The 21,531-nt window shown below is 67.5% G+C and carries 25 protein-coding genes and 1 other RNA gene; 7 read left to right on the plus strand and 19 right to left on the minus strand.

Features of this window, described 5'->3' with window-relative positions:
• Positions 1–82 precede the first annotated feature (82 nt).
• From hisA to rpmH, 13 genes are all read right to left on the minus strand, one after another.
• Positions 83–817: a 1-(5-phosphoribosyl)-5-[(5-phosphoribosylamino)methylideneamino]imidazole-4-carboxamide isomerase gene (gene hisA / locus FHT98_RS12760; protein ID WP_185745276.1), complete on the minus strand. Its 735-nt coding sequence runs from the start codon at positions 815–817 to the stop codon at positions 83–85.
• Positions 805–1,461 carry an imidazole glycerol phosphate synthase subunit HisH gene (gene hisH, locus FHT98_RS12765; protein ID WP_091857466.1) on the minus strand — a complete coding sequence of 219 codons (657 nt, stop codon included), beginning with the start codon at positions 1,459–1,461 and terminating at the stop codon, positions 805–807. The genes hisA and hisH overlap by 13 nt, the downstream gene beginning before the upstream one ends.
• Positions 1,458–1,946: a DUF2628 domain-containing protein gene (locus FHT98_RS12770; protein WP_142114252.1), complete on the minus strand. Its 489-nt coding sequence runs from the start codon at positions 1,944–1,946 to the stop codon at positions 1,458–1,460. Before FHT98_RS12770 ends, hisH begins: the two co-directional genes overlap by 4 nt.
• Positions 1,947–1,955: 9 nt before the next feature.
• Positions 1,956–2,543, minus strand: coding sequence for an imidazoleglycerol-phosphate dehydratase HisB (hisB, locus tag FHT98_RS12775; RefSeq protein WP_061971009.1), 588 nt, complete (start codon positions 2,541–2,543; stop codon positions 1,956–1,958).
• Between the two features lie 95 nt (positions 2,544–2,638).
• Positions 2,639–3,835, minus strand: a complete 1,197-nt coding sequence (gene metZ, locus FHT98_RS12780) for an O-succinylhomoserine sulfhydrylase (RefSeq protein WP_113584851.1) — start codon at positions 3,833–3,835, stop codon at positions 2,639–2,641.
• Positions 3,836–3,951: 116 nt separating this feature from the next.
• The gene (locus FHT98_RS12785) at positions 3,952–4,692 is read right to left on the minus strand and encodes a pyrimidine 5'-nucleotidase (protein WP_061971006.1); all 741 of its coding nucleotides are present in this window, start codon (positions 4,690–4,692) and stop codon (positions 3,952–3,954) included.
• Between the two features lie 178 nt (positions 4,693–4,870).
• Entirely contained in the window at positions 4,871–5,767 is an 897-nt protein-coding gene (gene argB / locus FHT98_RS12790) for an acetylglutamate kinase (RefSeq protein ID WP_061971004.1), read from the minus strand.
• 85 nt (positions 5,768–5,852) lie between these two features.
• The gene (locus tag FHT98_RS12795; protein WP_091857456.1) at positions 5,853–6,224 is read right to left on the minus strand and encodes a DUF423 domain-containing protein; all 372 of its coding nucleotides are present in this window, start codon (positions 6,222–6,224) and stop codon (positions 5,853–5,855) included.
• Between the two features lie 5 nt (positions 6,225–6,229).
• The gene (locus tag FHT98_RS12800; RefSeq protein ID WP_142114253.1) at positions 6,230–6,964 is read right to left on the minus strand and encodes a GTP-binding protein; all 735 of its coding nucleotides are present in this window, start codon (positions 6,962–6,964) and stop codon (positions 6,230–6,232) included.
• A 10-nt stretch (positions 6,965–6,974) separates the two neighbouring features.
• Entirely contained in the window at positions 6,975–7,607 is a 633-nt protein-coding gene (locus tag FHT98_RS12805) for a CatB-related O-acetyltransferase (RefSeq protein WP_142114254.1), read from the minus strand.
• A 52-nt stretch (positions 7,608–7,659) separates the two neighbouring features.
• Positions 7,660–9,528, minus strand: a complete 1,869-nt coding sequence (yidC, locus tag FHT98_RS12810; protein WP_142115751.1) for a membrane protein insertase YidC — start codon at positions 9,526–9,528, stop codon at positions 7,660–7,662.
• A 47-nt stretch (positions 9,529–9,575) separates the two neighbouring features.
• Positions 9,576–10,004, minus strand: a complete 429-nt coding sequence (gene rnpA / locus FHT98_RS12815; RefSeq protein ID WP_142114255.1) for a ribonuclease P protein component — start codon at positions 10,002–10,004, stop codon at positions 9,576–9,578.
• Between the two features lie 54 nt (positions 10,005–10,058).
• Positions 10,059–10,193: a 50S ribosomal protein L34 gene (gene rpmH / locus FHT98_RS12820; RefSeq protein WP_038364779.1), complete on the minus strand. Its 135-nt coding sequence runs from the start codon at positions 10,191–10,193 to the stop codon at positions 10,059–10,061.
• A gap of 242 nt (positions 10,194–10,435) precedes the next feature.
• Here rpmH and ffs point away from each other — a divergent pair.
• The 4 genes from ffs to recR all read left to right on the plus strand — a co-directional run bounded on the left by ffs (position 10,436) and on the right by recR (position 13,569).
• Positions 10,436–10,532, plus strand: an RNA gene (gene ffs, locus FHT98_RS12825) — signal recognition particle sRNA small type.
• 87 nt (positions 10,533–10,619) lie between these two features.
• Positions 10,620–12,488, plus strand: a complete 1,869-nt coding sequence (locus FHT98_RS12830) for a DNA polymerase III subunit gamma/tau (RefSeq protein ID WP_142114256.1) — start codon at positions 10,620–10,622, stop codon at positions 12,486–12,488.
• A gap of 21 nt (positions 12,489–12,509) precedes the next feature.
• The gene (locus tag FHT98_RS12835; protein WP_061970995.1) at positions 12,510–12,830 is read left to right on the plus strand and encodes a YbaB/EbfC family nucleoid-associated protein; all 321 of its coding nucleotides are present in this window, start codon (positions 12,510–12,512) and stop codon (positions 12,828–12,830) included.
• A gap of 133 nt (positions 12,831–12,963) precedes the next feature.
• On the plus strand, positions 12,964–13,569 hold the full coding sequence (recR, locus tag FHT98_RS12840) for a recombination mediator RecR (RefSeq protein WP_061970993.1): 606 nt from the start codon (positions 12,964–12,966) through the stop codon (positions 13,567–13,569).
• 7 nt (positions 13,570–13,576) lie between these two features.
• Here the strand turns inward: recR and FHT98_RS12845 are convergent, their stop codons facing one another.
• Positions 13,577–14,281, minus strand: a complete 705-nt coding sequence (locus FHT98_RS12845; RefSeq protein WP_185745144.1) for an outer membrane protein — start codon at positions 14,279–14,281, stop codon at positions 13,577–13,579.
• A 179-nt stretch (positions 14,282–14,460) separates the two neighbouring features.
• On the opposite strand from FHT98_RS12845, the gene FHT98_RS12850 reads away from it, so the two are divergent.
• From FHT98_RS12850 to FHT98_RS12860, 3 genes are all read left to right on the plus strand, one after another.
• A complete protein-coding gene (locus FHT98_RS12850) occupies positions 14,461–15,510 on the plus strand; it encodes a YihY/virulence factor BrkB family protein (protein WP_142114258.1) in 1,050 nt (349 codons plus the stop codon).
• Positions 15,510–16,745, plus strand: coding sequence for an NAD(P)/FAD-dependent oxidoreductase (locus FHT98_RS12855; RefSeq protein ID WP_142114259.1), 1,236 nt, complete (start codon positions 15,510–15,512; stop codon positions 16,743–16,745). Before FHT98_RS12850 ends, FHT98_RS12855 begins: the two co-directional genes overlap by 1 nt.
• A 116-nt stretch (positions 16,746–16,861) precedes the next feature.
• Entirely contained in the window at positions 16,862–17,731 is an 870-nt protein-coding gene (locus FHT98_RS12860) for a VOC family protein (RefSeq protein ID WP_185745145.1), read from the plus strand.
• A 7-nt stretch (positions 17,732–17,738) separates the two neighbouring features.
• Here FHT98_RS12860 and FHT98_RS12865 read toward each other — a convergent pair whose 3' ends face one another.
• From FHT98_RS12865 to FHT98_RS12885, 5 genes are all read right to left on the minus strand, one after another.
• Positions 17,739–18,191, minus strand: coding sequence for a GNAT family N-acetyltransferase (locus FHT98_RS12865; protein ID WP_142114261.1), 453 nt, complete (start codon positions 18,189–18,191; stop codon positions 17,739–17,741).
• Entirely contained in the window at positions 18,188–19,159 is a 972-nt protein-coding gene (gene cysK / locus FHT98_RS12870) for a cysteine synthase A (RefSeq protein WP_061970985.1), read from the minus strand. Before cysK ends, FHT98_RS12865 begins: the two co-directional genes overlap by 4 nt.
• Positions 19,160–19,245: 86 nt before the next feature.
• On the minus strand, positions 19,246–19,698 hold the full coding sequence (locus tag FHT98_RS12875) for an RrF2 family transcriptional regulator (RefSeq protein WP_091857443.1): 453 nt from the start codon (positions 19,696–19,698) through the stop codon (positions 19,246–19,248).
• Positions 19,695–20,168: a dUTP diphosphatase gene (gene dut, locus FHT98_RS12880; RefSeq protein WP_142114262.1), complete on the minus strand. Its 474-nt coding sequence runs from the start codon at positions 20,166–20,168 to the stop codon at positions 19,695–19,697. Before dut ends, FHT98_RS12875 begins: the two co-directional genes overlap by 4 nt.
• Positions 20,169–20,170: 2 nt before the next feature.
• The gene (locus FHT98_RS12885) at positions 20,171–21,445 is read right to left on the minus strand and encodes a phosphopantothenoylcysteine decarboxylase domain-containing protein (RefSeq protein ID WP_142114263.1); all 1,275 of its coding nucleotides are present in this window, start codon (positions 21,443–21,445) and stop codon (positions 20,171–20,173) included.
• Positions 21,446–21,531: the final 86 nt, after the last annotated feature.

The raw sequence follows: 21,531 nt of genomic DNA on the forward strand, positions 1-21,531 counted from the left end.
GTTCGTGCGCTGATCGACAACCACTCCGCCCTCATCCCGGGTCTGCGCTTCGCTTGCCCGGGATGACGGCGGAGGATGAAAATTACGCCGCCAGCCGCTTCAGCGCCGCCGCCGGATCGATGCGCCCGTCATAGAGCGCCCGGCCCGTGATCGCACCTTCGAGGATCGCGGCATCATCGGCGCAGAGCCGCTCGATATCGGCCATCGAGGCCAGTCCGCCGGAGGCGATCACCGGGATCGAGACGGCCTGCGCGAGCGCGATCGTACCCTCCCAGTTGATGCCCTGCAGCATCCCGTCACGGGCGATGTCGGTGTAGACGATCGCGGCGACTCCGGCATCCTCGAAGCGCTTGCCGAGATCGGCCGCCGCCAGCGAGGAGGTCTCGGCCCAGCCTTCCACAGCGACGAAGCCGTCTCGCGCGTCGATTCCAACCGCGACCTGCCCTGGAAATGCCTTCGCCGCCTCGCGCACGAAGCCGGGATCGCGCACCGCCGCCGTACCGATGATGACGCGGCGGATGCCCTTATCGAGCCAGCCGGCGACCGTCTTCATGTCGCGGATGCCGCCGCCGAGTTGCACCGGAAAGGCCACGCGCTTGAGGATCGCCTCGACCGCGGCCGCGTTCATCGGCTTGCCGGCGAAGGCGCCGTCGAGATCGACGACATGCAGCCACTGGAAGCCCTGGGACTCGAACTCGGCGGCCTGCGCGGCGGGATCGTCGTTGAAGACCGTGGCTTGCGCCATGTCGCCCTGCTTCAGCCGGACGCAGCGGCCTTCCTTCAGGTCGATCGCGGGGAAGAGGATCATGGTGCCCAGCTCAGGAAATTCGTGATGAGCTTCAGCCCCAGCTTCTGGCTCTTCTCGGGGTGGAATTGCGTGCCGGCGACGTTGCCATGGGCGACCATCGCGGTCACCGGCCCGCCATGCTCGGTCAGAGCCAGCACGTCCTGCGGGCGTTCAGCCGCCAGCGCATAGGAATGGACGAAATAGGCGTGCAGCCCCTGCGGGCCGGTCTCGATGCCGTCCAGCAGCGGATGCTCGTCCTGCTTGTGCAGGGTGTTCCAGCCCATATGCGGGATCTTGAGGGCGTCGTCCGTCGGCTTGATCAGCGTGACGTCGCCCGGAATCCAGCCGAGGCCCTCCGTCACCGTGTATTCCAGCCCGCGCGAGGCGAGGAGCTGCATGCCCACACAGATGCCGAGAAAGGGCCGGCCCTTGCCCCGCACCACCTCCTCCAGCGTCTCGACCATGCCGGGCACGGCATCGAGCCCGCGCCGGCAATCGGCGAAGGCGCCGACGCCCGGCAGCACGATCCGGTCGGCCGCGCGCACGATGTCGGTGTCGCTGGTGACATGGATGGTCGAGGGAATCCCGGCTTCCGCCGCAGCCCGCTCGAAGGCCTTCGCGGCCGAGTGCAGGTTGCCCGAGCCGTAATCGATGATTGCAACGCTCTGGCTCATCGGCCCCGGGCCTCCGGGAACAGACCGATGATGGGCAGCGGCCCGCTTGGCCGCGCTACAGCGGCGGGAGTGGCGGCCTCGACGCGCGGCAGCGTGGTTTCGCCGGCGAGCGCCCGCTCGAAATAGCGGCGCTCGGCCTCGGCCAGGTTGCGGGCCTCGACGACATCGGTGAGCCGCCAGCCCCGGCGGGTCAGCTTGCGAAGGACGAGGTTATGGCCCTCGATGCCGAGGAACAGCGCGATCGACCAGTAGATCAGCGAGAGCGCGCTGGCATGCAGGCCGAAGCGGCTGTTCAGCCAGATCAACAGGCCCCAGACCAGCACGAATAGCAGCGTCGCCAGCCAGAGCCGCTTGCCCAGCAGCCAGAGCCCGGTGAACAGGAAGGCGCCCCAGGCGAAACGCTCGGGGACGAGCCGTGCCCGCTCGATCTCCTCGCGCCGGTCGCTTCCGTCGGGCGGCGGCGTCATGACGGTGTAGAATGCCATCGAGACCTCCTACAGCGCGCCCTTGGTCGAGGGCACGCGGTCGCCCTCGCGCGGATCGACATCGAGCGCCTGCCGCAGCGCCCGCGCCAGCCCCTTGAAGCAGCTCTCGGCGATATGGTGGGCGTTGTCGCCGTAGAGCGTCTCGACATGGAGCGTGATGCCGGCATTGATCGCGAAGGCCTGGAAGAACTCGCGCACCAGCTCGGTGTCGAAGGTGCCGATCTTCTGCGCCTTGAACTCCGTGCGGAAGACCAGGAATGGCCGGCCGGAGACGTCGACGGCGACGCGGGTCAGCGTCTCGTCCATCGGCAGATGCACGTCGGCATAGCGGCGGATGCCCTTCTTGGTGCCGAGCGCCTGTCTCAGGGCCTCGCCCATGGCGATGCCGGCATCCTCGACCGAATGGTGGTCGTCGATATGCGTGTCGCCCTTCACCTTGACCGAGAGGTCGATCAGCGAATGGCGGGCGAAGAGGTCGAGCATATGGTCGAAGAAGCCGACGCCGGTGGCGATCTCGGCCTTGCCGGTGCCGTCGATCAGGAGCGAGACCGCGATATCGGTCTCGTTGGTGCGGCGCTTCACTTCGCCCGAACGCATGCTGGCCTCTCAAGCCTTGGCGGGAAAGGCCCCGCTTTAGCAGGGGCGGGCGGGGATGGCCACTGGTGAAGGCCCGAACCAGCCCCGCGGCCGGCTCAAACCTTCGCCAGCGCCTGTTCCAGGTCAGCGATCAGGTCGTCATGGTGCTCCAGCCCGATCGAGAGGCGGATCAGCCCGTCGCTGACGCCCATCGCGGCGCGCACCTCCGGCGTGAAGCGCTGATGCGTCGTCGTCGCCGGGTGGACGATCAGGCTCTTGGCGTCGCCGAGATTGTTCGAGATGCGGATCAGCTTGCAGGCGTCGAGCAGGCGATAGGCGCCGGCCTTGCCGCCGGGAACCTCGAAGGCGATCATGGTCGAGGGGCCGCTCATCTGGCGCTTGATGATCTCGGCCTGCGGATGGCTCTTGTGGCCGGGGAAGATTACCTTGGTCGGCTTGCTCTGCGCCGCCAGCCAGTCGGCGACCTTGGTCGCGTTCTCAGCCTGCTTGCCGACGCGCAAAGGCAGCGTCTCCAGCGCCTTCAGCATCACCCAGGCATTGAAGGGCGAGAGCACCGGGCCGGTCTGGCGCAGGAAATTCTGGATATCGGCTTCGATCAATTCCTTCGAGCCGAGGATCAGCCCGCCGAGGCAGCGGCCCTGGCCGTCGATATGCTTGGTCGCGGAATAGACGACGATGTCGGCGCCGAGCTCGAGTGGGCGCTGGAAGAGCGGCGTGGCGAAGACATTGTCGACGACGAGCCTGGCGCCGGCCTCCTTCGCCACCTCTGCGATGGCCGCGATGTCGAGCACTTCGAGCGTCGGATTGGCCGGTGATTCCAGGAAGAACAGCTTGGTATTGGGCCGCACCGCCTTGCGCCAGGCCTCGATATCGGAGCCCTCGACCAGCGTCGTCTCGACGCCGTAGCGCGGCAGGTGATCCTCGATGATGTAGCGACAGGAGCCGAACAGCGCGCTTGCCGCGACCACGTGGTCGCCGGCCCGCACCGGCGCCATCATCGCCGCTGTCACGGCCGCCATGCCGGTCGCGGTGGCGCGGCAGGCCTCGGCGCCCTCGAAGGAGGCCATGCGCTCCTCCAGCATCGCCGTCGTCGGATTGCCGAGCCGGCCGTACTGAAAACCGGGATCGGTGTTCAGGAAGCGGCCTTCGGCCTGCGCGGCGTTGTCGTAGACATGGCCCTGCGTCAGGAACAGCGCTTCCGACGTCTCGCCGAACTGCGATCGCAGGATGCCGTCATGGACGAGGCGGGTCTCGGGGTGCAGCTTGGCTGCGGCTTTGTCCGGTGCCGGCATGGAACTCTCGATCCGTTCTTTATAACGGACAGGAGCAGTATCAGCTCGCAGAGGGTTCGTAAAGAAGAACGAAATTTCCTTTGGAAGGAACCTGAGCCGGAGGAAATGCCTCTCGCTCAGCCCTGTCCGTCGCCGAGGCGTCCGAGCGGCCTGAGGAAGCCGGTGAGATCGGCCGTGACATGGTGGACATGTCCGGCATCGATGGCGGCCTGCTCCCAGGCTTCCCGGAATGGATCGGGCGTCTTGGGGATGATCAGCACGGTCTTCATGCCCAATGCGCTCGGCACGATCAGGTTCTTCTCGATATCCTCGAACATCGCCGCGCGGCCGGGATCGACGGAGTGCTTGGCGAGAAAATTCTCATAGGTCGCGCGCTCGGGCTTCGGCAGGAATCCGGCATGGACGATGTCGAAGATATCCTCGAACTGGTCGAGGATGCCGAGCTTTCCGGCGACATTCTTTGCGTGGCCGACGGAACCGTTGGTCAGGATCAGCTTGCGGCCCGGCAGCGCCGCGAGCGCGGCCCCGAGGGCCGGGTCCGGCTCGAGCAGCGTCAGGTCGATATCATGGGCGAAATCGAGGAACCGGTCGGGGTCGATCTGATGCTCTTCCATCAGCCCCTTCAGGGTCGTGCCGTAGCGATGGTAATAATACTGCCGCAACGCGTGCGAGGACAGGCCGTCGAGCCCGAAAAGGTCCTGCAGGAACAGCGTGATGCGCTCGTTGACCTGCGGCCAGACGCGGCTCTCATGCGAATAGAGCGTGTTGTCGAGATCGAAGATCCAGTGATCGACATGGGCGAAGCCTTCCGCCGTCAGGGGCGGGGTCGCGGCAGGGGTATCGGCAAGAATTGTCATTGGACTCCGTGATGTGGCGAGCCGGAGTCTGCGCCGCAAGTGCTTGGCGGGGGCTTAATCGCGGGGCTGCTTCCCGCCGTCATGGTCGGGCTTGACCCGACCATCTCGGAAACCAGTGCGTGCTGGTCATGAGATTCTCGGGTCGGAGCATCGCTCCGCCCGAGAATGACGTTGCTTCTCAACGCCGGATGATCGTGCCGGCGCCGGTATCGGTGAAAAGCTCGATCAGCGCCGCATGCGGCACCTTACCGTCGAGGATGACGACCGCCTCGACGCCCTTTTCCAGCGCGTAGATGCAGGTCTCGATCTTCGGGATCATGCCGCCCGAGATCGTGCCATCCGCGATCAGGTGGCGGCATTCCTCGACCGTGAGCTCGGGGATGAGCTGCTTGTCCTTGTTCAGCACGCCCGGCACGTCGGTGAGCAGCAGCAGACGCTTGGCGTTGAGCGCCCCCGCAATGGCGCCGGCGAAGGTGTCGGCATTGACGTTGTAGGTCTGGCCGTCGGCGGCGGCGCAGACCGGCGCCAGCACCGGGATCAATTCAGCCTTCAGCACCGCGTCGAGCACGGTGGTGTTGACCTTCTCGGGCTCGCCGACGAAGCCGAGGTCGAGGATTTCCTCGATCTTGGAATCGGGATCGACGACGGTGCGGGTCACCTTGCGGGCGGTGACCATGTTGCCATCCTTGCCGCAGAGCCCGATGGCGCGCCCGCCCTCGCGGGTGATGTAGCCGACGATCTCCTTGTTGACCGAGCCGGCCAGCACCATCTCGACGACCTCGACGGTCGCCTCGTCGGTGACGCGCAGGCCCTGCTTGAACTCGGACTGGATGCCGAGCTTCTTCAGCATCGCCGCGATCTGCGGGCCGCCGCCATGGCAGACCACCGGCTTCAGGCCGGACTGCTCGAGCAGCACGATGTCCTCGGCGAAATCCTCGGCGGTCGCCGCGTCGCCCATGGCGTTGCCGCCATACTTGATGACGATGATCTCCTGGTCGTAGCGCTGCATATGCGGCAGGGCCTGGACCAGCAATTCGGCGGATTGCGACGGCGTCAGATGGGGATGGTCGGTCATTCGGGCAGGCTCCGCGCGGCCGCAAGGACAGATGCGGGGCGCTTCTAGCTCAAGATCGACCGGGGCGGAAGAACGCTGACGCCGTTCAGCTGCGCTTCGCCGTCACGGCAGCGACCGCAAGCCCGAGCCAGCCAGCGAGCATGAACCAGCCGCCCGTCGGCGCCGCGCGCGGAAACAGCGCTTCGCCGCCAAAACCGCGCCGGGCGAGATCGGCCGCGAATAGGGCTGCGCCGACCATGATCGCCGAGAGTGCGATCCGCGCCAGCAGGTCATGGAGATGCCCGCCCTTGCGCGCCGCGGTCGCGCCGATGACGACCGAGGCATGAAACAGCAGCATCTGCCCGGCCGTCTGGACATGACCGGGATCGATGGCGACATGAGCCGCGGCCGCCAGCAACGCGACGCCGGCGAAACCCATCAAGGCGGCAAGGGCCAGATGAAGGCGCGTCGCGGTCATCGCGCTCAGCCGCGCTCCGCCAGCACGCGGCCGATCGCAGCGCGGAATTCCGGCATGCCGGCGCCCGTCTCGCTGGAGGTCAGCAGCACCTCGGGGAAGGCGGCCGGGCGGCGCTTGATCTCGTCGAAGGTCGCCTCGGTCATGAAGGTCTGGTCGGCCGGCTTCAGGGCGTCGCCCTTGGTCAGCACGACCTGGTAGGACACGGCGGCCTTGTCGAGCGTCTCCAGCACGGCGCCGTCGACATCCTTGATGCCGTGGCGCGCGTCGATCAGCACATAGACGCGCATCAGGTTGGCGCGGCCGCGCAGATAGTCATGGATCAGCCGGGTCCAGGCCGCGACCTTCTCCTTGCCGACGGCGGCATAACCGTAGCCGGGCATGTCGACGATGGTCGGCGCATGCGGCGAATAAACCGGAACCGGCTTTTCGCGCGAGCGCTTGCTGCCTTGAGATCCCGCCCCGACGGGCTCCTCGTGCTCGACCTGCCGGAAGAAGTTGAGTTGCTGCGTCCGGCCGGGTGTATGCGAGGTCCGCGCCAGCGCGTTGCGCCGCGTCAGCGCGTTGATCAGGCTCGACTTGCCGACATTGGAGCGCCCGGCGAAGGCGATCTCCTGGCCGACCATCGGCGGCAGATCGTCGATCTTGGTCGAGGCCCAGACGAAATCCCACGGCCCTTCGAAGAGCTTGCGGGCGGCCTCGATCTCCTCGGCGTCATAGGGCTTGGTCGTCGATGTCGTCATGTTTCCCTGCCTACACGGCCCGGCGCAGCGCGTCGATATCGGCGCCCTGGATCGCGTCGATATGGCGCGCGATCTTGTCGGCGTCCCAGTCCCACCAGCGGATCGCCAGCAGCTCGGTCACGATCTCGGGCGGAAAGCGCATCTTCACGACGCGGCCGGGATTGCCGGCGACGACCGCATAGGGTGGCACGTCCTTGGTCACCTGCGCCCGCGTGCCGATGATCGCGCCGTCGCCGATCGTCACGCCCGGCATGATCACCGCCTCGCGCCCGATCCAGACATCGTTGCCGATCACCATGTCGCCGCGGTTGTTCGGGCCGGGCCGCTTCAGGCTCTCGGGATCGCCGAGGCCGAACATCTGGAAGGGAAAGGTCGAGAAGCCGCCGATCGGATGGTTGGCGCCGTTCATGATGAACTGTGCCGCCTGCGCGATCGCGACGAATTTCCCGATGACCAGGCGGTCGCCGATGAAGTCGAAATGGTAGCGCACGCAGCGGGCGACGAAATGCTCCGGCCCGCGCGAGTCGTCATAGTAGCTGTAGTCGCCGACCGCGATCAGCGGATGGTCGACCACCGCCTTCAGGAAGGCCGTGCCCTTCCAGCCGGGGATCGGATGGCGCGTGTTCGGATCGGGCAATGGCATCGGGGCGATGGCCTTCAAAAGCGAAGGGCGGGAAACCCCGCCCTTCGATCTCTCACTTCTTGTTGGTATTGGCGGGGCTGGGCGCGCCGCCGGCAGTCGCCGGCTTCTTCTTGCCGAACATGCCCTTGAGGTTGTCGAACAGCTCGATCTTCACCCCGTTCTTTCGCATGATGAAGCCCTGCTGGGTCACCGAGAGCAGGTTGTTCCAGCTCCAGTAGATCACCAGGCCGGCCGGGAACGAGCCGAGCAGGAAGGTGAAGAACACCGGCATCCAGGTGAACATCATCTTCTGCACCGGGTCCGGCGGCTCCGGGTTCATCTTCATCTGGATGAACATCGTGATGCCCATGATGATCGGCCACAGGCCGAGATGCAGCATGGCCGGCGGGGTGAAGGGCAAGAGCCCGAACAGGTTGAACAGGTTCGTCGGGTCCGGCGCGGCGAGATCGTGGATCCAGCCGAAGAACGGCGCGTGCCGCATCTCGATGGTGATGAACAGGATCTTGTAGAGCGCGAAGAACACCGGGATCTGCAGCAGCACCGGCCAGCAGCCGGCGACCGGGTTGATCTTCTGCGTCTTGTACAGCTCCATCAGAGCCTGCTGCTGCTTCATCTTGTCGTCGGCATAGCGCTCGCGGATCGCCGTCATTTCCGGCTGGAGCGCCTTCATCTTCGCCATCGAGGCGTAGGATTTGTTGGCGAGCGGGAAGAACAGGCCCTTGAGCAGCACCGTGACGATCAGGATCGCGACGCCGAAATTGCCGACATGCTTGTAGATCCAGTCGAGCACGAAGAAGAGCGGCTTGGTGAAGAAATAGAACCAGCCCCAGTCGATCAGCAGGTCGAAGCGCTTGATCTGCTGGCTTTCCTCATAGCCGTTGATCGCCGCGACCTCCTTGGCGCCGGCGAAGAGCCGGGCGTTGGAGGAGGCGGTGGCACCCGGCGCGACCGCAACGCTCTCGCCGAGGAAATCGGCCTGGTAGGTATGGCCGGTGCTGGTCTGGACCGAGGAATAGCGGCCTTCGTACTTGCGCTGCTGGTCGGGGACGACCGCGGCGGCCCAGTATTTGTCGGTGATCCCGACGAAGCCGCCGACCGCATCCTTCCAGGTCTTGCCTGTCGTGCCCGGGGAGAGCAGCGGTTCCTTGTCGAGCTTGTCGTAGGTGTATTCCTGCAGGCCCTGCTCGCCGAGATAGCCGACCAGGCCCTCATGCAGGACGTAGTAGCCGAGCGTATGCGGCTTGCCGTGGCGGACGATCTGGCCGTACGGGAACAGGGTCACGGCGGCGCTGCCCTTGTTCTCGACCTCGTCGCGGATCGTGAACATGGCGTTGTCGTCGACGCTGATGATGCGCTTGAAGGTCAGGCCCTGGCCATTGTCCCAGCTCAGCGTCACCGGCTTGGCCGAGTTCAGCACCTGGTTGTCGGCGGTCCAGACCGTCGTGGCGTTCGGAAGCGCCACTGTCGTCCCGGGGGGCGCGACCCAGCCGAAATCGGAATAGTAGGCGTCCGGGCCGCCGAGCGGCGAGAGCAGCACGATGTTCGCGCTCTTCGGGTCGACGGTCTCGTGATAGGCCTTGAGCGAGACGTCGTCGATGCGTGCGCCGGTCAGCGAGAGCGAGCCGGCGATCTTGGGCGTATCGATCTTGACGCGCGGGCCTGCCGCCAGCGCCTGCTCGCGGGTGCCGATCTGCTGCGGGGCAGCGGTGCCGGGCGCGGCCGAGCCAGCGGGCTGGCCGGGCGTGGAAGGAGCCGGAGTGGAGCCGGCCGCTGGCGCCTGCTGGCTCTGGGCCTGCTGGGTCTGCTGCGCGATCTGCTTCTGCTTTTCCATCTGCGGCACGCCGTAGAAGAACTGCCAGCCGAGCAGCACGACCACGGACATGACGATCGCGAGAAGCAGATTGCGGTTGTCTTCTTTCATCATGGTCGGAAACAGATCTCGCTTGGTCCGGCAGGAGCGCGGCGGGGTCAGGCTTGCGAAGGCGCCCCGCGCTTGGGAAGCGGGCGGCGCCTGTCGGCAAAGGTTGCTTCACGCGGCTTGTGAGGCTTTGCCCGGTCGATGGCAATCGAAAGATCGGCGACGAGCGTCTTAAATTGCGCGGTCAGCACGTCGGAGCGCGCGATGACCACGATGTCGCAGGGGCGTTCGGACTGGCTGGCGAGGGCCTGTTTGGCCGCTTCGCGCAGGCGCCGGCGGATGCGGTTGCGCTTCACGGCATTGCCGGTCTTGCGCGAGGCGGTCAGGCCGAGCCTCAAGGCCACGGGTCCGCCGTCCTTGCGGGGCTCATCGGGCGCGGCGTCGCGCACCTGGGCCATGAAGGCGGACGAACGAAAGCGGCGGCCGTGTTCGGCCGCCGCCAGGAATTCTTTGCGTTGTGTCAGGCGGGCGAGGCGCATGGCGATTGGCCCGTCTTCCCGAACCGGCGCGCTGTCGTCACGCGCCAGGGCTCGTCAGGCCGACAGGCGCTTGCGGCCGTGAGCGCGGCGAGCGGCGATGACCTTGCGGCCACCCTTGGTCGCCATGCGGGCGCGATAGCCGTGGCGGCGCTTGCGAACCAGCTTGCTGGGTTGATAGGTTCTTTTCACGGTCCGTCTCCGGGGCCTTTATGAGCACGACGGCCGCGGCTTTCCGGGGAAAGCATGGCCAACCGAGCCTGTCATGCGATAAGGGTCGGCGCCGCCTTTCGGCTGCGCAGGTGGCGGGCTTATGACGGATGGACGACACCAAGTCAACGCCAAACTGGCAAGCTTGGCGCCGACTGCGACGAAGCTTCGCGCCGCTGCGATGCCGGCTTGCGATTCTCGAAGACATCCCCGATATAGCGGGCGGGAGGTTGGCGAGGGACGTCTCACTCGCCAACCGGGTCAGGTCCGGAAGGAAGCAGCCCTAACGAGACCGAACGGGTCTTCGTCCAGCCTCCCACCTTATGCGCGTATGAAAGCGCCGGACCGAAGCACGGGACCGGCGCTGCGCCATTGACCCTCGCCTCCCGATTGGCGAAACCAGTTTCCATGACCGACCAGATCGACGCCGCCTCTGCTGACGAACCGGGATTCGCCGGGTTCGATCCGGTGCCTGCGCCGCAAGCCTCCGCGAATGGGGCGCCCGCACCCTATCGCGTGCTGGCGCGAAAATATCGCCCGGCGCATTTCGGCGACCTGATCGGCCAGGAAGCGATGGTGCGCACGCTGACCAACGCCTTCGCGGCCGGCCGCATCCCGCAGGCCTGGATGCTGACCGGCGTGCGCGGCGTCGGCAAGACCACGACCGCCCGCATCCTGGCGCGCGCACTGAACTTCCAGACGCCCGACGGGCAGGGCGCCCCGACCACGGACCTGCGCGATTTCGGCATCCATTGCCGCGAGATCATCGAGGGCCGCCATATCGACGTGATGGAGATCGACGCGGCCTCGAACAACAGCGTCGACAATATCCGCCAGATCAACGACGCCGTGCGCTATGCGCCGGTTTCGGCGCGCTACAAGGTCTATATCGTCGACGAGGTGCACATGCTCTCGACCGGCGCCTTCAACGCCTTCCTGAAGACGCTGGAGGAGCCGCCGCCGCATGCGAAGTTCATCTTCGCGACGACGGAGATCCGCAAGGTACCGATCACGGTGCTCTCGCGCTGCCAGCGCTTCGACCTGCGCCGTGTCGAAGCCGATATGCTGGTCGATCATCTCGCGAATATCTGCCGGGCCGAGAGCGTCGATGCCGAGCAGGAGGCGCTCGCGGCGATCGCCCGCGCCGCCGAGGGCTCGGTGCGTGACTCGCTCTCGATCCTCGATCAGGCCATCGCGCACGCGGCCGGCCGGATCACGCTCGACGATATCCGCTCGATGCTCGGCCTCGCCGACAGGGCCCGCGTCATCGATCTCTTCGAGGCCGTGATGAAGGGCGATATCGCCGCGGCGCTCGGCGAATTGCGGGCGCAATATGATGCCGGCGCCGATCCGGTCGTGGTGCTGAATGACCTCGCCGAATTCACCCATCTCGTGACGCGCCTGAAGCTCGTGCCCGAGGCGGTGAAGGATAACAGCCTCGCCCAGGCCGAGCGTGTGCGTGGCGGCGATTTCGCCCAGCGCCTCTCGGTCCGCATCCTCGCCCGGACCTGGCAGATGCTGCTCAAGGGCTTGGCCGAGGTGAAGCAGGCCGACCGGCCGGTGATGGCGGCCGAGATGGTCCTCGTTCGCCTCGCGCACGCCGCCGACCTGCCGACGCCGGACGAGGCGCTCAAGATGCTGCGCGACGGCATGGGCTCCGTCCCCGCCGGCAACGGTAATGGCGGCGGCGGCATGTCCCGCCCGCCCTCCGGCGGCGGCAATACCGCGCTCGCCGCCCGTCCGATCCTCGCCAGCGCCAATCCCGCGCCTGCGCCGGTCGCGCGTGCTGTCGCCGCACCGATGGCGATCGTCGCCACGCTGGAGGATGTCGTTGCGCTCGCCTCGCAGCATCGCGACATCACCCTCAAGATCGCGCTGGAGCGCGATATCCGACCCGTGCGCTTCGAGCCCGGCCGCATCGAATTCTCGCTGGCCGAGGGCGCCTCGCGCACCCTCGCGCAGGACCTGTCGCGCCGCCTCAAGGAATGGACCGGTCAGACCTGGATGGTCGCCGTCGTCAATGGCGAGGGCGGGGCCACCATGCGCGAGCAGGCCGCAGCCGCGAAGGACCAGCGCGAGAATGACGCGGCGGCCCATCCGTCGGTCAAGGCGGTGCTGGAGCGCTTCCCCGGCGCGCGCATCGTCGATGTCCGCGATCCCCGTGCCATCGCCGCCGCCGAAATGGCGGCCGCGACGCCGTCCGAGGACGAATACCTGCCCGATGCCGAGCCCCTGTTCGACGATTCCGAACCGGATTTCGACGGCATCGATTTCTGACGCTTTCGAGGAGGATTTCCGATGCGCGACATGATGGGCCTGATGAAGCAGGCACAGCAGATGCAGCAGAAGATGGCCGACATGCAGGCCGAGCTCGACTTGATCGAGGTCGAGGGCGCAGCCGGCGGCGGCATGGTCACGGTCACGATGACGGCCAAGGGCGCACTCAAGGGCGTGAAGATCGATCCGAGCCTGATGGTGCCGGATGAGCGCGAGATCCTCGAGGACCTGATCGTCGCCGCGGCGAACGACGCCCGCACCCGCGGCGAACGCGTCATGCAGGAGCGGATGGCCGAGGTCACCAAGGGTCTGCCGATCCCGCCCGGCATGAAGCTGTTTTGAACCCCAATCCTCACGGGTCATCCCGGGCGTAGCGAAGCGAAGACCCGGGATCCATTCCGGAACGGTTCAGGCATGGATTCCGGGTCTCCCTTCGGTCGCCCGGGATGACGTTTCACTCAATTCAGAGACATCGATGTCCCGCGCCATTGCCGGTCCCGAGATCGAAAGGCTGATCCAGCTCCTGGCCAAGCTGCCGGGGCTCGGGCCGCGCTCGGCAAGGCGCGCGGCGCTGCATCTCGTCAAGAAGCGCGAGCAGTTGCTCGGCCCGCTCTCCGAGGCGATGGCGGTGGCGCGCGAACGCATCGTCGTCTGCGCCCGCTGCGGCAATGTCGATACCAGCGACCCCTGCGGCCTCTGCACCGATCCGCGCCGCGACGATGGGCTGATCGTCGTCGTCGCCGATATCTCCGATCTCTGGGCGCTGGAGCGCTCGGGCGCGGTGTCCGGCCGCTATCATGTGCTCGGCGGCGTGCTCTCGGCGCTCGACGGCGTCCGGCCCGAGCATCTCTCGCTCGACGCGCTGGTGGAGCGCGCCTCCGATCCGGCGGTGAAGGAGCTCATCCTCGCGCTCAGCGCCACGGTCGACGGCCAGACCACGGCGCATTTCATCACCGATCTCCTGGCGCATCTGCCGGTGAAGGTGACCAGACTTGCCCATGGCGTGCCTGTTGGAGGCGAGCTCGACTATCTCGACGACGGCACGCTCGCCGCCGCCATCCGTCAGCGCACGGGGTTCTGAGCAGGCCTCAGAACTTGTAGGCGACGCTGGCTCGGGCGCTGTGGCTCGACAGTTCCTGCGATCCGCTCAGGCCAGGGAAGGCGCCGGAGCTGGCGAAGCGGTTCCGGCCGAAATCGGTGTAGCGGTATTCGGCGCCGAGGATCAGATGGTCGGTGAAGGCGAAATTGACGCCGGCGCCGACATTCCAGCCGGTGCGGGCGCTGGTCAGCCGCTCGCCGAAGCCTGCGCCGGGCGCGAAGATGCGCCGCTCGTATTCGGTGAAAGAGACACCGCCGGTGCCGTAGACCATCCAGCGGTCGAACGCGAGACCGAGACGGGCGCGGGCCGAGCCCTGCCAGTCCTGGCTGACGCGGGCGGAGAGGCCGATCCCGTCGAACCGGCTGCGGTTGTTCAGCGCTTCGACATCGCCCTCGACGCCGAGCACGATGCCGCCGAGCTGGTAGTTGAAGCCGGCATGGGCGCCGCCGAAGGCAGAATCCGCGCCGACGCGGAAGCTGACGGGTGCGAAGGCCCCTCCGGGCGCACTCATCCGCACGCGGCTGTTGCCCCAGGCATAGCCACCCTGGAGGCCCGCATAGAACCCGGTCCAGGAATAGAGCGCCGGCAGGTCCGGGGCCGGCGGCAGCGCGACCTTGCTCAGGTCAGCCGCTCCGGCCGCGCCCGACAGCAGGATCGCGAGGGCCGTCAGGCCGGTTCTGAAGAGCTTCGTCATCGGGCTTTCCGCTGGATGGAACAGCGTCGGCCGCTCGCGGCCGCGCCCCGTCATAACGAAGCATTAAGGTTAACAATCGGCTAAGCCGCCCCTTGGCCGGCCTGTTGCCGGAACGATTGCGGACGCGGCCGGTTGCCCTCAAGCTGCGATGGCAACACTGGCGGAGCGTGAATCCCGACATGGCTTTCCTCAAACGGATCACGGGTGCGGCCGGGATCGGGGTCGCGCTCGGCTATCTGTCGGGCGTGGTGGCCGACAAGCTCGGGCGTCGTCGGGAGGAAGCGGTGCGCGGCCGGCTGGCGAAGACGCCGCTGCAGATGACCTGGCTCGGCTGGAAGGACGTGCTCCTGCGCTTCATCGGGAATGTCGCCGAGAACCGCCTCTCGTCGCTTGCGGGCGCGGTCGCCTTCTTCACCCTGCTCTCGCTCGTGCCGGCCTTGTCGCTGCTGGTCACGATCTACCGCTATTTCACCGACCCCGCGACCATCGCCGAGCAGCTCGACACGGTCACGACGATGTTCCCGCAGGCCGCGCGCGAACTGATCCACGAGCAGGCGACGCGGCTCTCGACCCAGTCCGGCTTCGGTCTGTCGCTGACCTTCTATGTCAGCCTGGGCGTCGCGACCTGGTCGGCAAATGCCGCGGTGAAGGCGCTCTTCGATGCGTTGAACATCATCTATCGCGAGGCCGAGAAGCGCAGCTTCCTCAAGCTCAACGCGATCTCGCTCTTCACCACGGTCAGCGGCGTCGTCCTGCTCACGGCTGCCCTGATCGCCATCGCCAGCCTGCCGCTGGTGACCGCGCTCTTCCCGTTCCACTCCGAGCTCGAACGGCTGATCCGGCTCGTCCGCTGGCCGTCCTTCTTCGTCATGGCGACGCTCTCGATCGCGGTGCTCTACTGGATCGGCCCGAGCCGCGAGCGCATGCGCTTCATCTGGGTCATGCCCGGCGCCATCGCCGCGGCCCTGTTCTGGGGCGCAGCCTCCTACCTGTTCTCCTGGTATGTCTCGACGCTCGGCAATTACACGGCGGCCTATGGCTCGCTTGCGACCGTCGTGGTGTTCATGACCTGGCTCTGGCTCTCGGCGACGATCGTGCTGGCGGGGGCCGAGCTCAATGCCGAGCTCGAACACCAGACGGAGCATGACACCACCACGGGTCGGCCGAAGCCGCTCGGCCAGCGCGGCGCCACGATGGCCGACCGGGTCGGCCCGGCAAGGGCGGAGTGATGCTCGATCCCCAGACCACGCGCCAGGATGATCTGCGCACCGGCACGGGGCCCTGGCGCCCGCTTCTGCAACGCCCCGTGGGACGAGAGCTTGAAGCGGATACGCGCTGCGATGTTGCGATCATCGGCAGCGGCATCACGGGCGCGCTGGCCGCCGAGCACCTCACGGCGATGGGCCGCGATGTCGTGCTGATCGATCGCGAGCGCGAAGGTTTTGGCAGCACGGCGGCCTCGACCGCGATGCTGCAATGGGAGATCGATCTCAGATTGTCCGAACTCGCGGCGTTCTACGGCTTTGCCGCTGCCGCAGAGGTCTATCGCTTGAGTTTCCAGGCCGTCGAGGGCTTGCGCAATCTGGTCGGCGAACTCGCGCTGCCCTGTGGCTTCGCGCCCCGCCAGACCGTCTACCTCGCAGCAGGCGAGAGCGGTCCGCGCGAATTGCTGGATGAGATGACGGCACGCGAGCGGGCCGGCCTTCCGGGCAGCTTCCTCGAGCACGCCGCTTTGCGCGCGACCTTCGGCTTCGACCAGGCGGCGGCCATCGTCTCGCCGGGCTCGGCCGAGGCCGATCCGCTCAGCCTCTGCCACGGACTCCTCGCGACAGCCGTGCGGCGCGGGGCGAGGCTCATCCGCGACGAGGCGGTGGGCTTCGACGGCGCCGGTCGTTCGGCGGCGGTCTCCCTCGCCAGTGGGCGGGTCGTCGAGGCCGACCGGATCGTGCTCGCCACCGGCTATGTCATGCCCGATATCGTCAGCGACGACCTGCACCGCGTCGCGTCGAGCTGGGCGATCGCGACGGTGCCGCAAGCGCCGCAGGCGCTCTGGCCCGGCCCGGCGCTCGTCTGGGAGGCGTCGGAGGATTACTGCTACTGCCGCACGACCACCGATGGCCGCATCGTCTTCGGCGGCGAGGATGAGGATTTTGACGATCCCGACCGGCGGGAAGCCCTCGGCCCGGAAAAAGCGAAGGCGCTGCAGGCGCGGCTGCACGCTCTCGTTCCGCAGACTAGCCTCGATCTCGACCAGGCCTGGTCGGGAGCCTTCGGCCAGACCGAGGACGGATTGCCGTTGATCGGGCGCGTGCCGGGCCATCCGCGCCTGCTCGCCGCCTATGGCTATGGCGGGAACGGCATTACCTTCAGTTTCCTGGCCTCACGATTGATCGGGGCGCTGGTCGAGGGGCGCGAGGAAGGCTGGTTCCGCCATTTCGCCATCGATCGGCCGCGCCCTGGCTGAGCGCGCATCATTGCAGCCTTGCAATCACGGCCTTGCCGGCCGGGTGGGCGACAAGGCGGGGGAGAAGCGCCATTTTAAGGATGCGGCCGGCATGGCCGCCGCGAAAGGATTTTCCCATGGTCGCAACGATCGAGCGGACGGCCTCCGCCACCACCCTCGAAGCGCACAAGGCGCCGGTCTTCATCGGTGCGGTGACGCTGCGGGTCCGCGATCTCCCGGCTCTCACAGCCTATTACCGCGACGCGATCGGCCTCGGCCTGATCCGCCAGGACGCGACGAGCGCCGAACTGGGCACGGGCGGGCGCATGCTCGTCCGTCTGGAAGCGGGCGCGACCCGGCCGACCTCGGCCGCCGGCCTGTTCCATCTCGCTATCCTGCTGCCGTCGCGGCGCGATCTCGCCAACTGGCTGAAGCATGCCGCGGTCGCGCGCATCCCGCTCGAAGGCGCCTCCGACCATCTCGTCAGCGAGGCGCTGTATCTGTCCGATCCCGAGGGCAACGGCATCGAGATCTACCGCGACCGCAAGCGCGCGGAATGGCCGCGCAAGCCCGATGGCGGTATCGCCATGGCGACCGAGCGGCTCGATCTCGACAAGCTGCTGAGCGAGGCCGACGAGGCGGCCTATGCCGGCATGCCGGAGGGTACCGGGATGGGCCACATCCATCTGCGCGTCGGCGACACGGCTGCGGCGGAAGCCTTCTATCGCGACCTGCTCGGCTTCGACCTGATGGTGCATTATCCCGGCGCGAGCTTCCTCTCCAGCGGTGGCTATCACCATCATATCGCCGGCAATATCTGGGGCAGCCGCGGTGCCGGTCCGCGCCAGCCGGGTGAAGCGGGGCTCGATCGCTTCGAGCTGGTTGCGCCCGACGAGCGGGATTTCGCCGCGATGCGCGAGCGTATCCTGGCGGCCGGGGGCAGCGAGGCCGACGGCGTGCCGACGGTCACCGACCCCTGGAACAACCGGCTGGTTCTGGTGCGCTGAAGCGCGCCTAGCGCGTCAGCAGATGCGAGCGGCGCGTTCCGCTCGTGTCCGGCTTGAAGCCGTTCGCCTCCCAGAAGGCGTTCGCGCGCGGATCGGCGGCGCGCAGCGAAAGCCGCGGCGCGAGGTCCAGTCCCTGTTGGATCAGAGCCCCGGCCAGCACGCGCCCGATGCCGGCGCCGCGATGCAGCGGCCGGACATAGACATGCCGGACGCGCAGCAGATCGGGCGCGGGATCGTAAGGGTCGGGCGTCAGCGCGCCGATGCCGGCGAGCTCGCTTTCATGGAAGGCGGCGAAGGTGACGAAACGCTCGTCTCCGCCATCATAATGGCCGGCGAGCCATTCCTCGTGCAGCCCCTCGACGAAGCGGTAGCTTTCCGCGCTTGCTTCCTGACGCAGCGCCTCGAAATCGTCCGGCAGGCCTTCCGCCAGCCGGACGATCTGGATGGTTGTTGCAGTCACAGACCCTCGAACAGGGCGCTGGAGATATAGCGCTCGGCGAAGGAGGGGATGATCACCACGATGGTCTTGCCGGCATTCTCCGGCTTGGCGCCGATTTCGAGCGCCGCGGCGACGGCCGCGCCGGACGAAATGCCGGCCGGGATGCCCTCGCTCTTGGCGAGCGCGCGGGCCGTCTCGAAGGCGGTCTGGTTGCCGACGGTGACGACCTCGTCGATGATCCCCCGGTCGAGGATGCCCGGCACGAAGCCGGCGCCGAGGCCCTGGATCTTGTGCGGGCCGGCCTGGCCGCCCGACAGGACGGGCGAATCCTCCGGCTCGACCGCGACCATCCTGAGGCCGGGCTTGCGCGGCTTCAGCACCTGGCCGACACCGGTGATGGTGCCGCCGGTGCCGACGCCGGAGACGATGATGTCGACGCCGCCATCGGTGTCGTTCCAGATCTCCTCGGCGGTGGTCTTGCGGTGGATTTCGGGGTTGTGCGGGTTCTCGAACTGCTGCGGGATGATCGCGCCCGGGATCTCGTTCCTGAGCTCCTCGGCCTTGGCGATGGCGCCGCGCATGCCGCCGGGACCGGGCGTCAGGACGAGCTCGGCGCCGAGCAGGAGCAGCATCTTGCGCCGCTCCAGCGACATCGTCTCCGGCATGACCAGGATCAGGCGGTAGCCGCGCGCCGCGGCGACGAAGGCGAGCGCGATGCCGGTATTGCCGGAGGTCGGCTCGATCAGCGTGCCGCCGGGCTTGAGCGCGCCGGAGGCCTCCAGCGCATCGATCATGTTGACGCCGATGCGGTCCTTCACGCTCGAGATCGGGTTGAAGAACTCGAGCTTGGCCAGGATCGTCGCCTTGACACCACGCTCGGCCGGCAAGCGGTTGAGCCTGACCAGCGGCGTATCGCCGATCGTGTCGGTGATCGAGTTGTAGATGCGTCCGCGTCCGGGCGCCTTCGTCGATTTCTGTGCTTCGGCCATGACATGACTCCTCTGGACGAGAGAACGTTCGATCCGACGCTAGATCAATTCACAAAATCTGTCGATTAAAGAAATAAATAACATGATTAAATTGTGAAATCAGGTTTCTTGCCGGGCTCGCCGAAGACGGCCTTCGCCTGCGCACGCTGGCACAGTTCTTCGACCGTGACCGTGTCCAGTGCGGCCAGGAAGGCGGCCGAGGCCTGCTCCACCTCCGGCCCGATGACCTCGTCGACCAATCGCGATTGCGGCTCCGGCCCGAGCCCTTCCTCGATGGCTTCCTGCATCGCGGCCCGGGCGATGTCGCCGGCCGTGATCTTGCGCCGCTCGCGGGCGAGCTCGTAGCCGCCGCGCGGGCCGCGCACGCCCTTGAGGATGCCGACGCGCACCAGCGTCTGCAGCAGGGTTTCGAGATGGCGGGGCGGCAGCGCATGCCGGGCCGCGAGCAGCTTGGCCGCAACCGGCTGCGGCCTTGCATGCAAGGCGATATCGACCACGGCGGCGATGGCGAGCAGGCTGCGGCGCGAGAGCAGGATCACGGGCGGCCTCCCGCGTTCGCACCGCCGCTGACGCCCGTCGAGCCGTAGCCGCCGGCGCCGCGCGCGGTCTCATCGAGCGTCTCGACTTCCGAAAGCCGGGCATGGCTGACCGGAGCGATGACGAGCTGGGCGATGCGGTCGCCGCGCGTGACCGTGAAAGGCTCGCTGCCATGGTTGATCAGCACGACCGAGACCTCGCCGCGATAGTCGCTGTCGACCGTGCCGGGTGCGTTGAGGACGGTGACGCCGTGGCGCAGAGCCAGCCCCGAGCGCGGCCGCACCTGTCCCTCGAAACCCGCGGGCAGTTGCATCGCGAGCCCGGTCGGAACGAGTGTCCGCGCACCGGGCGCAAGCATGACGGGCTCGCCGATGGCGGCGCGCAGATCGAGCCCCGCCGCGCCTGCCGTCTCATAGGCGGGCAAGGGCAGGTCGGCGCCATGCGGTAGCCGCTGCAGCAGGACAGTGACCATCGTCACTCCGCCTGCCGGGCCGGCGCGAGCCCGGCGATATGGTCGATCAGCCGCGTAGCGACCTCCCCCTTCGGCAGGGTCGGCCAGGTCTCGACGCCGCTCGTCGTGACGAGATGCACGGTATTGGCGTCGCCGCCCATCACGCCGGTGCCGCCGACATCATTGGCGACGATCAGGTCGCAGCCCTTCCTGGCGAGCTTCGCGCGGGCATAGTCGATCACGTTCTGCGTCTCGGCGGCAAAACCGACGACCAGCGGCGGGCGCCCGCTCCTGCGATGCGCGACGGTGGCGAGGATGTCGGGGTTCTCGACCAGCGACAGCGGCGGCAGCGCCTTGCCGTCCTTCTTCAGCTTGTCGGAGGCGGCATCCGCCACGCGCCAGTCGGCGACAGCCGCCGCGAAGATCGCGATATCGGCCGGCAGCGCCGTCTCGACGGCGTTGAGCATCTCGCGGGCCGATTCGACATGGATGGTCTCGACCCCCGCCGGATCGGGCAGGCTGACCGGCCCGCTGATCAGCGTGACCCGCGCGCCGGCCGCGGCTGCCGCGGCAGCGATGGCATGGCCCTGCTTCCCGGAGGAACGGTTGGCGATGTAGCGCACGGGGTCGATCGGCTCATGCGTCGGCCCGGAGGTGATCAGCACATGTCGCCCGGCGAGCGCGCCGGTCGCATGCTCGCCGCCCGGCAGCCGGCCGAGGAAGCCGATGGCGCGCTGCGCATTGGGCTTTTCGCCGGCGAGCGCGAGCTCGATCGCGGCGAGGATTTCCGGCGGCTCGGCCATGCGACCCGGCCCGCTCTCGCCGCGCTCGGCCATCGCCCCGATATTCGGGCCGACGACCAGAATGCCGTCCTTTTCGAGCTGCGCCATGTTCCGCCGCGTCGCCGGGTGCTGCCACATGCGCGGGTTCATCGCCGGCGCGATCAGCACGCGCTTGTCGGTGGCGAGCAGCGCCGTCGAGGCGAGGTCGTCGGCGAGCCCGTTCGCCATCTTGGCGATCAGGTCGGCGGTCGCGGGCGCGACCACGACGAGGTCGGTCGAGCGCGAGAGCTGGATATGGCCGATATCGGCCTCGTCCGTCAGCGAGAACATGTCGGTGAAGCAGCGCTCGCCGGCCAACGAGGACACGGTGAGCGGCGTGACGAATTGCTCGCCGGCCTTGGTCACGATGCAGCGCGAGGCGATGCCGCGATCCTTCAATCGGCGGATGACCTCCAGCATCTTGTAGGCGGCGATGCCGCCGCCGATGATCAGGAGAACGGAGCGGGAAGCGGACAAAACGGCTCCTCGGGCAGCGCGAATGGCGAACTGTCCGTTACGTAGCACCAGCCGCGCCGCGCTGTCATGCGCCGCGCGATTCGCCG

The sequence above is a fragment of the Allobosea sp. AK1 genome (assembly GCF_006714945.1).
Taxonomy (GTDB): Bacteria; Pseudomonadota; Alphaproteobacteria; order Rhizobiales; family Beijerinckiaceae; genus Allobosea; species Allobosea robiniae.